Source organism: Amycolatopsis stemonae (genome assembly GCF_054781455.1).
Window position 1 is genome coordinate 112,088 of record NZ_BAAGUJ010000023.1, and the last position, 12,333, is coordinate 124,420.

Annotated in this window: 13 protein-coding genes and 1 pseudogene; 10 read left to right on the forward strand and 4 right to left on the reverse strand. The window is 72.8% G+C overall.

Annotation, left to right across the window (positions count from 1 at the left end):
* Positions 1–10: 10 nt before the first annotated feature.
* Together couO and ACYVLJ_RS44715 are read left to right on the forward strand one after the other, a co-directional pair.
* A complete protein-coding gene (gene couO, locus ACYVLJ_RS44710) occupies positions 11–889 on the forward strand; it encodes an amidohydrolase family protein (protein ID WP_460443270.1) in 879 nt (292 codons plus the stop codon).
* Between the two features lie 24 nt (positions 890–913).
* Positions 914–1,135, forward strand: a complete 222-nt coding sequence (locus ACYVLJ_RS44715; protein ID WP_451976230.1) for a DUF2188 domain-containing protein — start codon at positions 914–916, stop codon at positions 1,133–1,135.
* A 4-nt stretch (positions 1,136–1,139) separates the two neighbouring features.
* Here the strand turns inward: ACYVLJ_RS44715 and ACYVLJ_RS44720 are convergent, their stop codons facing one another.
* Positions 1,140–1,877: an ATP-binding protein gene (locus tag ACYVLJ_RS44720; protein ID WP_460443271.1), complete on the reverse strand. Its 738-nt coding sequence runs from the start codon at positions 1,875–1,877 to the stop codon at positions 1,140–1,142.
* Positions 1,878–1,965: 88 nt separating this feature from the next.
* Here ACYVLJ_RS44720 and ACYVLJ_RS44725 point away from each other — a divergent pair, with 88 nt between their 5' ends.
* Complete coding sequence (locus tag ACYVLJ_RS44725) at positions 1,966–2,679, forward strand: HAD family hydrolase (protein ID WP_460443272.1); 714 nt, start codon at positions 1,966–1,968, stop codon at positions 2,677–2,679.
* Here the strand turns inward: ACYVLJ_RS44725 and ACYVLJ_RS44730 are convergent.
* Together ACYVLJ_RS44730 and ACYVLJ_RS44735 are read right to left on the reverse strand one after the other, a co-directional pair.
* Positions 2,672–3,289 (reverse strand): class I SAM-dependent methyltransferase, encoded by a 618-nt coding sequence (locus ACYVLJ_RS44730; protein WP_460443273.1) that lies wholly within the window; start codon positions 3,287–3,289, stop codon positions 2,672–2,674. The two genes, ACYVLJ_RS44725 and ACYVLJ_RS44730, sit on opposite strands and share 8 nt — an antisense overlap.
* 32 nt (positions 3,290–3,321) lie before the next feature.
* Positions 3,322–3,795 (reverse strand): carboxymuconolactone decarboxylase family protein, encoded by a 474-nt coding sequence (locus ACYVLJ_RS44735; RefSeq protein ID WP_451976219.1) that lies wholly within the window; start codon positions 3,793–3,795, stop codon positions 3,322–3,324.
* Between the two features lie 145 nt (positions 3,796–3,940).
* On the opposite strand from ACYVLJ_RS44735, the gene ACYVLJ_RS44740 reads away from it, so the two are divergent.
* Complete coding sequence (locus tag ACYVLJ_RS44740) at positions 3,941–4,819, forward strand: sigma-70 family RNA polymerase sigma factor family protein (RefSeq protein ID WP_460443274.1); 879 nt, start codon at positions 3,941–3,943, stop codon at positions 4,817–4,819.
* A gap of 25 nt (positions 4,820–4,844) precedes the next feature.
* Here the strand turns inward: ACYVLJ_RS44740 and ACYVLJ_RS44745 are convergent, their stop codons facing one another.
* A complete protein-coding gene (locus ACYVLJ_RS44745; RefSeq protein ID WP_460443275.1) occupies positions 4,845–5,549 on the reverse strand; it encodes an alpha/beta fold hydrolase in 705 nt (234 codons plus the stop codon).
* Positions 5,550–5,671: 122 nt separating this feature from the next.
* Between ACYVLJ_RS44745 and ACYVLJ_RS44750 the strand changes: the two genes are divergently transcribed.
* From ACYVLJ_RS44750 to ACYVLJ_RS44775, 6 genes and pseudogenes are all read left to right on the forward strand, one after another.
* Positions 5,672–6,229 carry a TetR/AcrR family transcriptional regulator gene (locus ACYVLJ_RS44750; protein ID WP_460443276.1) on the forward strand — a complete coding sequence of 186 codons (558 nt, stop codon included), beginning with the start codon at positions 5,672–5,674 and terminating at the stop codon, positions 6,227–6,229.
* A 115-nt stretch (positions 6,230–6,344) separates the two neighbouring features.
* A complete protein-coding gene (locus ACYVLJ_RS44755) occupies positions 6,345–7,874 on the forward strand; it encodes an FUSC family protein (protein WP_460443277.1) in 1,530 nt (509 codons plus the stop codon).
* A gap of 53 nt (positions 7,875–7,927) precedes the next feature.
* Entirely contained in the window at positions 7,928–9,922 is a 1,995-nt protein-coding gene (gene ligD / locus ACYVLJ_RS44760) for a DNA ligase D (protein WP_460443278.1), read from the forward strand.
* Positions 9,923–10,166: 244 nt separating this feature from the next.
* Positions 10,167–11,018: a geranyl diphosphate 2-C-methyltransferase gene (locus ACYVLJ_RS44765; RefSeq protein ID WP_451976203.1), complete on the forward strand. Its 852-nt coding sequence runs from the start codon at positions 10,167–10,169 to the stop codon at positions 11,016–11,018.
* A gap of 26 nt (positions 11,019–11,044) precedes the next feature.
* Positions 11,045–12,157 carry a family 2 encapsulin nanocompartment cargo protein terpene cyclase gene (locus ACYVLJ_RS44770; protein WP_460443279.1) on the forward strand — a complete coding sequence of 371 codons (1,113 nt, stop codon included), beginning with the start codon at positions 11,045–11,047 and terminating at the stop codon, positions 12,155–12,157.
* A gap of 28 nt (positions 12,158–12,185) precedes the next feature.
* Positions 12,186–12,333, forward strand: a pseudogene (locus ACYVLJ_RS44775) (Crp/Fnr family transcriptional regulator); the annotation flags it as partial.

A 12,333-nucleotide genomic window follows, 5' to 3' on the forward strand; every position in this document is an offset into this window, starting at 1 on the left:
TGGAGTTCTCGTGGACCTTTCCGCACTGACCGCCATCGACGTCCACACGCACGTCGAACAGGACGGGCACGGCTGTTTCGCCCTCGACCAGGAGCTGCTGGACGCGTCGGAGAAGTACTTCCACGCCGGCCAGGACCGGACGCCGACGGTGGCGTCGATCGCCGAGCACTACCGCGCCCGGAACATGGCCGCCGTCGTCTTCACGGTGGAAGCCCCGGCCGCGACCGGGCACCCCGCCCTGTCGAGCGAGGAGATCGCCGACGCCGCCGCCGAGCACGCCGACGTGCTCATCCCGTTCGGCTCGGTCGACCCGCACGCCGGCAAGGCCGCGGTGCACCGCGCGCGGCGGCTGGTCACCGAGCACGGCGTCCGCGGCTTCAAGTTCCACCCGAGCCTGCAGGCGTTCGAGCCCAATGACGTCCGGTACTACCCGCTGTACGAGGCGATCCAGGAGCTGGGGGTGCCGGCGCTGTTCCACACCGGCCAGACCGGGATCGGCGCCGGGCTGCCGGGCGGGCACGGCATCAAGCTGCGCTACTCGAACCCGATGCTGCTCGACGACGTCGCCGCGGACTTCCCGGCGCTGACGATCATCCTGGCGCACCCGTCGGTGCCGTGGCAGGACGAGGCGATCTCGGTGGCGACGCACAAGGCGAACGTCTACATCGACCTGTCCGGCTGGTCGCCGAAGTACTTCCCGCCCCAGCTCGTCCGCGCGGCCAACTCCCTGCTCAAGCGCAAGGTCCTGTTCGGTTCGGACTTCCCGGTGATCACGCCGGACCGGTGGCTCGCCGACTTCGCCCGGCTCGAGCTCAAGGACGAGGTCCGGCCGCTGATCCTCAAGGACAACGCCATTCGGGTGCTCGGCCTGGGCCGAACGTTTGCCTGATCGCTGCGCGGGCATCCGGGCCGCATGGCCGAAGGCGACGTGCACACCTACTTCGAGGACGGGCTGTGGAAGAACCGCGTCGAAGGCGGGGCCCGCGCGTCCAACACGTCCCTGCGCCGCACGGACGCCGTCCTGTCCGGACGGCAGATCGCGAGGAAGCGGCGAGTCGGGCACGTGGTGCACACGGCGGACGGCGACGTCGAGACCGAGCGTGACTTCCGGCCGCGAGCCAAGCGTCCACAGTAGAGCCTCAGGCCCTCGGCAGCAGCGCCCACACGGTCTTGCCCCCGCCGCGGGACGGGCTGCTGCCCCACGTCTTCGCGACGCCGGCGACCAGCCGCAGCCCGAGTCCCGTCCGGACGCGGTCCAGCCCTTCCCGCACCACGGCGGGCGCCGCGCTCTCGTCGGTCACCTCGACGGCCAGCGCCCGGCGGCGCAGCTCCAGCCGCAGCCGCGGCGCCGAAACCGTGTGCCGCAAGGTGTTCTCGACGAACTCCGTCGCGACCAGCACGGCGTCCTCGGTCAGTCCGGCCACCCGCCACTCGGCGCACGTCCCCCGGACGAAGTCCCGGGCCTGCGCGGAGGTGCGTGACGACCGGTCCAGGACGCGACAAGCCCGCAGCCGGGCCGGGTGGTCGAACGCGCGCTCGGCCGTGGCGACGTCGGCGTACACCGGCACGCGGCGGCCCGCCGGGCTCGCGGCCAGCACCGCGCGCTGCTCCGGCCGGCCGGTGACGAGCGCGAAGGGGACCGCCGGCCACTCCTCGACCCGCAGGGCGACCAGGGAAAACACCGTGACCAGTGAGTGGTCCCGCAGGGCGAGGCGCTCGATGTCGACGAGCAGTTCGTCCAGGCCGTCCGCGGCGAACGCGAGCAGGCCGTCCCGGAGGGCCGGGTACGTCGTCCGGTCGAGCGTGCCGACGGCCGCGACCGTCTCGGTCGCGCCGTGCGGGGGAACCAGCCAGACCGAGTTGTGCCGGGCGAGCACCGGGATCACCTCCTGGCGAGCGAGCTACCCCGATCGGGTATCCGGTCACGAAGCGGTCAAACGGCCGGAACGCGATGGTTGCCCGCGCGTGATCCGGGGAACCCGCGCGGGGAATCCACACCGGGAGGCCACCATCGCGACCGCGGTCCTGTTCGACGTCGACGGCACGCTCGTCGACTCCAACTACCTGCACGTCCACGCCTGGCGGCGGGCGTTCCACGAGCTCGGCCGCGGCGTCGACTCGTGGCGCGTGCACCGGGCGATCGGCAAGGGCGCGGGCAAGCTGCTGAGCACCCTGCTGGGGGAGGCGGACGCCGAGCGCGTCGGCGACGAGGCCAAGGAGCTGCACAGCCGCTTCTACCTGGAGACCGCCGAGCTGCTGCGGCCGTTCGGCCAGGCGTCCGAGCTGGTGCGGGCGCTGGCCGCCAAGGGCGTGCGCGTGGTCCTGGCGACATCGGCCGGGCCGGACGAGCTGGACGTGCTGCGCCGCGTCCTCGACGTCGACGACGTGGTCAAGGACATCGTCGCGGGCCACGACGTCGAGGCGACGAAGCCGGATCCGGAGCCGGTGCGGGTGGCGCTGGACAAAGCGGGCACGGCCCCGCAGGACACGATCTTCGTCGGCGACGCGGTCTGGGACGTCCAGGCGGCGACGAAGGCCGGGGTGCGCACGATCGGCGTCCTGTCGGGCGGCGTGAGCGCGGCGGAGCTGACGGAGGCCGGTGCGGTCGCGGTCTACGACGACGTCGCGGCTTTGCTCGCGGACCTCGAGGACAGCCCGCTGGCGAACCTGTTCAGCTGACCTGCCGCGCCACCAGCCGCTCGACCAGGCCGGCTTTGAAGCGCTCCCGCTGTTCCACCGGCAGCCCCAGCGCCTCCACCAGCTTCAGCGGGCGACGGCGGAAGTGCTCGCCCGCCAGCGGGACGCTCGCCAGCTCCACCAGCCACTGCATGCCACGGACCGGCCACACCGAGCTCGCCACGTGGTCGACCAGGATCAGCCGGCCGGCCGGGCGCAGGACCCGGGCCATCTCGGCCACCGCCGTCGCCGGGTCGGGGATCGCGCAGAGGCCGAACGTGCACACCACCGTGTCGAACGACGCCGGCTCGAACGGGAGGTCGTGCGCGCTGCCCTGGCGCAGGGTCACCTCGCGCCCGAGTGCCCGAGCCCGCTCGCGGGCGAGCTCGAGCATCCCGGCGCTGAGGTCGAGCCCGGTGAGCGTGACGCCGCCGGGGTAGCACGGCAGGTTGAGCCCGGTCCCGACGGCGACCTCCAGCACGTCGCCGGACGCCTGGCCGCACGCCCACGCCCGCGAGTCGCCGAAGAGGCGGCGGTCCCAGACGCCCATCTCGCGGTCGTAGGTCGCCGACTTGCGGTCCCAGTACCGGGTCCAGCGCTCCGCCTTCGTCATCTCCCCAGGGAACCACGGACCGGGCGGGAACCTCAGCCGAACATGCCCGGCTCGTACGCCCCGCCCCGCTGGTGCAGGATCACCGCGAGCCGGTTCGCCGAGTTCATCTGGGCGACCAGCGCGACCAGGGCCGCGGTCCGGTCGTCGTCGTAGTGCTTGCGCACCGCCGCCCAGGTCTCGTCGGAGACGCCCGGGCTCGCGTCGGCGATCCGGGTGCCCTCCTCGGCCAGCGCCAGCGCGGCCTGCTCGGCCTCGGTGAAGACCGTGGCCTCGCGCCAGGCGGCCACCAGGTTGATCCGCACGGCGGGCTCGCCGGCGGCGGCGAGCTCCTTGGTGTGGATGTCGACGCACCAGCCGCAGCCGTTGATCTGGCTGACGCGCAGCGACACCAGCTCCTGCGTGACCTTCGGCAGCGGCGACCGGACGATCGCGAGGCTCGCGGTGCCGAAGCGCTTGGCGAACCTGGCGCCGATCTCGTTGTCGGTCAAGGTGAACCGCGGTTCCATGGTTCCTCATCTCGTGGTCGTGGACCGGACGACCAGGAGATGCCGGACCACCCCCGTCCCGTGACCGTGACGCCGGTCACCGTCACAGGACGACCGCGGCCGGCATCGGGTGGGAAACTCCGCGAATACCGACAGAGGAGCCACCATGGCCGACCCCGCGACCGAGGCGTTCCTCGCCCACCGGAACCTGCTGTTCACCGTCGCCTACCAGATGCTCGGCTCGGCCGCCGACGCCGAGGACGTCCTGCAGGAGACCTGGCTGCGCTGGGTGGGCGTGGACCTCGCCGAGGTGCGTGACGAACGCGCGTACCTGGTGCGGATCACGACGCGCCTCGCGCTGATGCGGCTGCGGACCCGTGCCCGGCGCAAGGAGTCCTACGTCGGCCCGTGGCTGCCCGAGCCGCTGCTGACCACGCCCGACGTCGCCGAGGACGTCGAGCTGGCCGACAGCGTCTCGATGGCGATGCTGCTGGTGCTGGAGACGCTGACGCCGGCCGAGCGCGCGGTGTTCGTGCTGCGCGAGGTGTTCGACCTGGGCTACGACGAGATCGCCGAAGCCGTCGGCAAGAACGCGGCCGCGGTGCGCCAGATCGCGCACCGCGCCCGGTCGCACGTCGCCGCGCGCCGGCCGCGCGGGTCCGTGTCGCCCGCCGCGTCGCGGGACGCGCTCGACGCGTTCCGGCACGCCGTCGAAACCGGAGACCTGCGGCGCCTGCTCGACGTCCTCGCCCCGGACGTGGTGTTCCTGGGCGACGGCGGCGGGGTCGTGCAGGCCGTGCCCGAGCCGGTCGTCGGGGCCGAGGCGGTGGCCCGCCTGCTCGCCGCCGGCGTCGGCAACTTCGCGCTCGGCTCCCTGACGACGGCCCTCGTCAACGGTCACCCGGCCCTGGTCCTGCGCCGCGCGGGCGAGGTCGACACCGTGCTGGCCGTCCGCGTCGACGACGGGCTCGTGACGGGCCTGTACGCCGTGCGCAACCCGGCGAAACTGTCCCGTTTGGACGAAGCGACGGCGTTGCGGCGCTAATGGTGCATGCCGCACTCCCGCTGGGTCACTCGGTCGCGGTCGCCGCGGCGACGATCACCTCGGCCACGGCTTCCGGCTGCGAGACCGCCACGGCGTGCGAGGCGTCGATCCGGCGGACCGTCGAGGCCGCCCGCTCGGCCATGAACGCCTGGGCCGCCGCCGGGATCGCGTTGTCCTGGTTGGCGATCAGGGTCCACGAGGGCAGCTTCGCCCACGCCGGGGTGCCCTCGAACGGCGCGGCCAGGGCCTGCTGCGCGACCGGCCGCTGCGTGACGGCCATGACCGCGGCGGTCTCGGCCGGGACGTCGCCCGCGAAGACCTCGGAGAAGTCCTCCGGCTTGATCGACAGCTCGGGCGCGCCGTCGTGGACCAGGACGTTCGTGGTCTCCGGGCCGAGCTTCGCACCCGGGTGGCGACCGGACAGCTCGAAGACGCTCTCCCCCGCGTCGGGCTGGAAGGCGGCGATGTAGACCAGCGCGCGCACGTTCGGCGTCTCGGTCGCGGCGCGGGTGATCAGGGCGCCGCCGTAGGAGTGGCCGGCCAGGACGACCGGGCCGGAGACGCCGTTGACCACCGAGGCGACGTACGCCGCGTCGGACTCGGCACCGCGCAGCGGGTTCGCCACGGCGACGACCGGAAAGCCCTGTGCCTGCAGCTTCGCGATGACGCCGGTCCAGCTCGACGAGTCGGCGAACGCGCCGTGGACCAGGACGATGGTGGGCTTGCTCATGGCTGGCTCCTTCGGAGAGAACGATCAGTCTTTCTGCGTGAAAGAATGACCGTTCTTTCCGCGCTTGGCAATGTGACGAACCCGACCTGGCAGAACGACCGGTCTTTCTCTACGCTGGTGAGATGACGACTGCCGACGTGCACCCGAAGGACCGGCTGCTCGCGACCGCGTCACGGCTGTTCTACGCCGAAGGCATCCACGCGGTCGGGGTGGAACGCCTCGTCTCGGAGGCCGCCGTGACGCGGGCGACGTTCTACCGGCACTACCCCACCAAGGACGACCTGGTCGCGGCCTACCTGACCGAGACGAGCCGCCGGATCCGCGTAGCCGTCGACGCCGCTCGGGAGGGCAAGCCCCCGCGCGAAGCCCTGGCCGCGGCGCTGGCGGTGGTCGGCGACGCGACGTGCGGCGAAGACTTCCGCGGCTGCCAGTTCCTCAACGCCGCGGCCGAGTACCCCGACCCGGACCACCTCGTCCGCCGGGTCATCGACGACCACCGCAAGTGGTTCTTCGAGGTCCTCCGCACGGAGGCGGCCGCCCTCGGCCACCCGGAACCGGACCACGCGGCGGGCGTCCTGGTCCTCCTCCGCGACGGCGCCCTCCACGGCGGCGAACTGGACGACGCGGAAACGGTACGCGCGACCCTGCGCCGAGCGGTGGACGACTTCTTCCCCGCCTGAGCCCGATACCCGTTCGGTGAAAGACGTTCTCAGCACCGATCCGCGGAGCGACTCCGGTCACTTTGGCGGCTTCCCCACCGAATCCGGCGTCGGCGGGCGTGCTGGAATGGCAGTCGTGCCGTTCGAAGAGCCGCTGCCGCGTGTCGCCCGGCCACGGGCGTTGCTCTTCGCGCTGCCCGCCGCCGGACGACGGTGGAGTGCCGGGCTGCGCGCCGCGGCCGCCGTCGCCCTTCCCGGCAGTGCCACCGTCCTCGTCGGCCACGCCGACGTCGCGCTCTTCGTCACCTTCGGCGCCTTCGCGGTCCTCTACGGCGAAGGCCGCCCCTACCGCGTGCGTGCCCGCGTCGTCCTGACCGCCGCCGTCACGCTGCTCCTCGCCGCGGGTCTCGGCGCGGCCGTCGGCGGCGCCGGGACCAAAGCCGCCGTCATCGTCACGGTCACCGCCGTCGCGGTCGCCGCCGTCTACACCGTCGACGCCCTGCGCCTCGGGCCGCCCGGGGCGCTGTTCTTCACCCTCGTCTGCGGTGGCGCGCTCGTCGCCACCGAGGCGGGCGCCGATCCGGTTCCGCTGCTGGTCGGCACGGCACTCGGCGGCGCGTCCTCGGTGCTGGTCTCCATGGCCGGTGTCCTCCACGACCGCGGCAAGCCGGAACGCGTGGCCGTCCACCGGGCCCAGAACGCCGTGGAAGCGTTCCTCGCCGGCGAAAGCCCCCGGCACACCGCGGGCGCGGCCCTCTCCGCCGCCTGGAACGCCGTCCACGACGCGGGCCGGGAAGAGTCGGAACTGGCGGCCACGCTCATCGCCGCCCACCGGCGCTTCGCGGACGCCACCCACACCGAAACCGACGGGCCGCCGCCCCTGCCGCGCCCCGGGGTCGGCTACCGGCTGCGGCGGTCGGCGTCCCTCCGCTCCCACGCCATGGTGACGGCGGTGCGCGTCGGCGCGACGTGCGTGGCCGCCGGGAGCCTCAGCGCCGCGCTCGGGCTGACGCGGCCGCACTGGGCGATCCTCAGCGCGCTCGTCGTCCTGCAGCAGGGCACCGACCGCGTCCACGCGAACGTGCGCGGCCTGCAGCGCTTCGCCGGGACCGTCGTCGGGCTCGCGCTCTTCGCCGGGCTGACCCTGCTCGAACCCGCCGGGCTCGCGCTGGTCGCCGCGATCGCGGTGCTGCAGTTCTGCATCGAGCTGTTCGTCCCGCGCAACTACGCCGTGGCCGTCGTGTTCATCACGCCGCTCGCGCTGCTGGCCGGCGGCGCCGCGGCGAGCGGCGCGGTCGGGCCGGTGATCCGCGACCGCCTGGTCGAGACGACGATCGGGGTCGCGCTCGCGCTGCTCTCCCAGTACCTGCTCGCCCCGAACGCGCACCGCACGACGTTCCGCTGGACCGGGTCCCGCGTCCGCGCCGCGGCCCGGAACCTGCTCCGGGAAGCACCGTCGATGCCCCGGCGGCGCGACCTCCAGTTCGAGCTCGAGGGCGCGACCCGCGCGGCGACCGAGTCGGCGCACAACGACCTCGCCTGGACCCGGCGTCACTGGTCGGCCCACGCAAAGCTGGTCCACCTCGGCTACGACCTGCTCGCGGCCTGCTGGGCCACGCCGCCCGGCAAGCGGCTCGAAGAACGCTGGGAGCAGGCGTTCCGGTAGCCGTCACCTGCGCAAACCCAGCGAAGCTAGGCCGAACGGGTTACCGTCGGGGGATGGCAGCTCGCGATGCGTCCGGCGTCCCCGCGTGGGTCGAGCCGATGCTGGCCAAGGCCGACGGCGGCCGCCTGCGCAGCGGCGCCGAATGGGCGTACGAGTACAAACTGGACGGCTACCGCGCCGCCATGCGGATCGCCCCCGACGGCACGACCGTGCTCACGAGCCGCAACAACATCGACTTCACCGCCGAATTCGCGGAGCTCGCCGGAGTGCTCGCCCCCGCACTCGACGGCCGGGCGGCCTACCTGGACGGCGAGATCGTCGTCTACGACGAAGACGGCCGGATCGACTTCGAGCTCATGCAGGAGCGCCGCGGCCGCTGGGTCCGGCACCAGAGCGGGCCGAAAGGCCGGGCGTTCGACGACCTCCCGGTCCGGTTCCTCGCCTTCGACCTGCTCCGGCTCGGCGATCGCGACCTGCTCAAGGAGCCGTACGACGAACGCCGGAGACTCCTGGCCGGCCTGCCGATGCCCGATCCCTACCGCGTCTCGGTCGTGCGCGCCGTCACCTTCGACGAACTCGCCGCCGACCGCCGCACCCCCGGCGACTTCCTCGCCCACGCCGCGTCCGCCGGGTACGAGGGCGTCGTCGCGAAGCTGCGCAGCTCGGCCTACGTCCCCGGCCAGCGGCCGGACTCCTGGCTCAAGCACCCGCTGATCCGGACGCAGGAGGTCGTCGTCTGCGGCTGGCGGCCCGGTCAGCGCAGCTTCGCCGGCACCCTCGGCGGTCTCCTGCTCGGCGCGCACGACCCCGGGACCGGCGACCTCGTCTACATCGGCGACGTCGGCACCGGCTTCAGCCAGGCCACCCGCGCCGACCTGATGAAGCAGCTACAGCACCTGGAACGCCCCTCCCACCCGTTCGTGACGGCTCCCCCGCGTGAAGACACCGTCCGCGCGCGCTGGGTCGAGCCGCGGCTGGTCGGCGAGATCGTCTACCGCCAGTTCACCCGGGCCGGGCGGGTCCGCCACACCGCGTGGCGCGGGCTGCGGGCCGACAAGAAGCCCGACGACGTCCTCGCCCCGCGCGCCGCCCCGCCGGAACCCGCCGCACCCCCGGAAGCCGCCGCGCCGCCGGCCGGGCAGCGGATCACCGTCCAGGCGGGCGACCGGCAGCTCACGCTGTCCCATTTGGACAAAGTGCTCTACCCGGCGGACGGGTTCACCAAGGGCGAGGTGATCAACTACTACTCGCGGATCGCGCCCGTCCTGCTGCCGCACCTGGCCGACCGGCCGGTGACGTTCATCCGCTACCCCGACGGCGTCGACGGCGAGAAGTGGTTCGAGAAGAACGTCCCCCGCGGCGCGCCGCCCTGGTTGCGCACGGTCCAGCTGCCCAGCACCGGGACGCGCGGCAGCGGCGGCACCGTCGACTACCCGCTCCTCGACGACCTCCCGGCGCTCGTCTGGTCGGCGAACATGGCCGCGCTCGAACTGCACGTTCCCCAGTGGACGGTGACGCCGGACGCCACGCGGCGGGCGCCCGACCGCCTGGTGTTCGACCTCGACCCCGGGCCGGGCACCTCGATCGTGGACTGCGCGCGCGTCGCGGAACGCCTCCACGACGTCCTGACCGCCGACGGGCTGACGCCGTACGCGAAAACCTCGGGTTCCAAAGGGATGCAGCTCTACTGCGGCATCGAGACCGACGACCCCGGGGCCCCTTCGGCGTACGCCAAGCAGCTCGCACAGCGGCTGGCGGAGGAGACACCCCGGTCGGTGACGGCCGTGATGGCGAAGGCCCAGCGTGGGGGCCGCGTCTTCATCGACTGGAGCCAGAACAACCCGGCGAAGACGACGATCGCGCCGTACTCCCTGCGCGGCCGCGACCACCCGACGGTCTCGACGCCCGTCACGTGGGACGAGGTCCGCGCCTGCCGGCACGTCGACCACCTGACGTTCACCGCGGACGAGGTGCTCGACCGCGTCGGCGACCACGGTGACCTGCTCGCCGGTCTGGACGACACCCGCGCGCCACTCCCCCGCCCGTGACGACCCACGGTCGTCCCTCGTCATCCGGACGGGTCTCCGGCGGTCTCCAAAGAGGCCCCGCGGCGGGGTGACGACCCACCCCGCGCAGGCGTGCCGCTGGGCCAGACGGATCACGCCCGCGCAGCGCGAGTGAAGCTCCTTTCCCCCCGATTCGTTCCTCGCTAGCGTCGAGGGAGAGGAGACGCACGCCGGAGCACCCGGCTGTTTCCTTGCACCATAAGGAAACCGAGCGAGGAGATTCTCGATGACGGCTCTCGACCAGCCCGTGGCCCGCACCGCGTACCAGCAGTCGGTCGCCGACTACTGGAACGCGGAAAAGGACCCCGTCAACCTCCGGCTGGGCGACGTCGACGGTCTCTACCACCACCACTACGGCCTCGGCGACTACGACCCGGCGGTCCTCGAAACGCCCGAGGCGCAGCGCGACGAGGCGATCATCGCCGAGATGCACCGCCTCGAGACCGCGCAGGCCGACGTCCTCCTGGACCACCTCGGCCCGGTCGCGCCGAGCGACCGGCTGCTCGACGCCGGCTGCGGGCGCGGCGGCACCAGCGTGATGGCGCACCAGCGCTTCGGCTGCCAGGTCGACGGGATCTCGATCTCCGAGCAGCAGGTCGGGTTCGCGAACGACCACGTGCGCGAACGCGGGATCGACGGCTCGGTGCGCTACCACCTGCGCAACATGCTCGGCACCGGCTTCGAATCCGGGGTGTTCCAGGGGATCTGGAACAACGAGAGCACCATGTACGTCGACCTGCACGAGCTGTTCGCCGAGCACGCGCGGCAGCTCAAGCCGGGCGGCCGGTACGTGACGATCACCGGGTGCTACAACGACGTCACCGGCGGCCGGTCGCGCGCGGTGAGCCAGATCGACCAGCACTACATCTGCAACATCCACGCCCGCGGCGACTACTTCAAGGCGTTGTCCGACAACGGGTTCGTCCCGATCAACGTGGTCGACCTGACGGCGGCGACGATCCCGTACTGGGAGCTGCGCGAGAGGTCGTCGGTCGCCACCGGGGTCGAGAAGCCGTTCCTGACCGCCTACCGCGAAGGCAGCTTCCACTACCTGCTCATCGCCGCCGACCGCGTCTGAGGCGGCCGGTGACGAGGGGAGGCACCATGACCGGACCGGCGTGTCCACAGTGGACGACAGGGGGTGCCGCCGCGCTGCTGGCGGGCCCGTTCGGCCTCGGCACGTCGGCGGCGCGGATCGCGACGCAGTTCGCGCCGGCACCCGGGCAGGACCCGGCCTACGCCCACCTGCCGTGGGGGGACGGCAGCGCGTCGCCGTTGTACTGCCCGGTCGTGGGCCGCGTCGACGGCTCCCTCGCCGAGGAGGTCGACCGGCGGCTGGCGGGGTGGGCCGCCGACTGCGGGTTCGCCGGCGAAGGCCTGGAGCAGATCGCGGGCGCCGGGTTCGGCCGGCTGGCGATGCTCGCCCACGCCGACTGCGACGACCCGGACCGGCTGCTCGTCGCGGCCCAGCTGAACGCGGTGTGGTGGGCCGCGGACGACTACTACGCCGACGACAGCACGCTCGGCGCGGCGCCCACCGAGCTCCCGCCGCGGCTGGCGCTCGTCATGGCGGCGATGGACCCGGTGGCACCGGCCGGGGAGTTCTCGGCCCCGCTCGAGGAAGCGCTGCGGGCGGACCCGATCCTCGTCGGGCTGCACTCGGCGATCGAGCACCTGGGCCGGCACGGTTCGCCGGTGCTGGTGCAGCGCGTCTGCTACGCGACGTTCTCGATGTTCGTCAGCTGGGACGCCTACGCGGCGTGGCGCCACACCGGCCGCTACCCGCCGGCGTGGGAGTACCTGGCCGCCCGCCAGCACGACAGCTTCTACACGTCGATGGCCCTCGTCGACGCCGTGGGCGGCTACGAGCTGGCCGCGCCGTTCTACTACGACCCGCGCGTGCGGGAGGCGATGATGCGGGCCGGGACCGCGTCGGTGCTGGTCAACGACCTCCACTCGGTGGCCAAGGACGCGGCCGACGAGAAGCCGGTCTGCAACATGGTCCTGCAGATCGCCGCCGACCGCGGCTGCTCGGTCGACGAGGCGGTCGAGGCGACCGTCGAGCTGCACAACAAGATCGTCCACGAGTTCGAAGACGGCCACCGGGACCTGATGGCGGTCCCGTCCCCGGAGCTGCAGCGGTTCCTCGTGGGCGTCCGTTCGTGGATGGGTGGCGGCTTCACCTGGCACGCCACCAACCCCCGTTACCGATCCTGACTTCCGAATTGATTGGGTGGTTCTCGCTGTGACTGTCACCGACCCGGTGGAGACCGAGCAGGCGCCGTTGAGCCTGGGCCGGGCCGCGGCCCGGACGCTGGCCACGACAACGAAGTCGGTCCCGCAGATGCAAGGGATCTCCTCACGGTGGCTGCTGAAGCTGCTGCCCTGGGTGG

Coding starts and splice junctions, on each gene's coding strand:
- ACYVLJ_RS44715 (WP_451976230.1), top strand. CDS start 914: ATGGCCGAAGGCGACGTGCACACCTACTTCGAGGACGGGCTGTGGAAG.
- ACYVLJ_RS44730 (WP_460443273.1), bottom strand. CDS start 3,289: ATGACGAAGGCGGAGCGCTGGACCCGGTACTGGGACCGCAAGTCGGCG.
- ACYVLJ_RS44735 (WP_451976219.1), bottom strand. CDS start 3,795: ATGGAACCGCGGTTCACCTTGACCGACAACGAGATCGGCGCCAGGTTC.
- ACYVLJ_RS44740 (WP_460443274.1), top strand. CDS start 3,941: ATGGCCGACCCCGCGACCGAGGCGTTCCTCGCCCACCGGAACCTGCTG.
- ACYVLJ_RS44745 (WP_460443275.1), bottom strand. CDS start 5,549: ATGAGCAAGCCCACCATCGTCCTGGTCCACGGCGCGTTCGCCGACTCG.
- ACYVLJ_RS44750 (WP_460443276.1), top strand. CDS start 5,672: ATGACGACTGCCGACGTGCACCCGAAGGACCGGCTGCTCGCGACCGCG.
- ligD (WP_460443278.1), top strand. CDS start 7,928: ATGGCAGCTCGCGATGCGTCCGGCGTCCCCGCGTGGGTCGAGCCGATG.
- ACYVLJ_RS44765 (WP_451976203.1), top strand. CDS start 10,167: ATGACGGCTCTCGACCAGCCCGTGGCCCGCACCGCGTACCAGCAGTCG.
- ACYVLJ_RS44770 (WP_460443279.1), top strand. CDS start 11,045: ATGACCGGACCGGCGTGTCCACAGTGGACGACAGGGGGTGCCGCCGCG.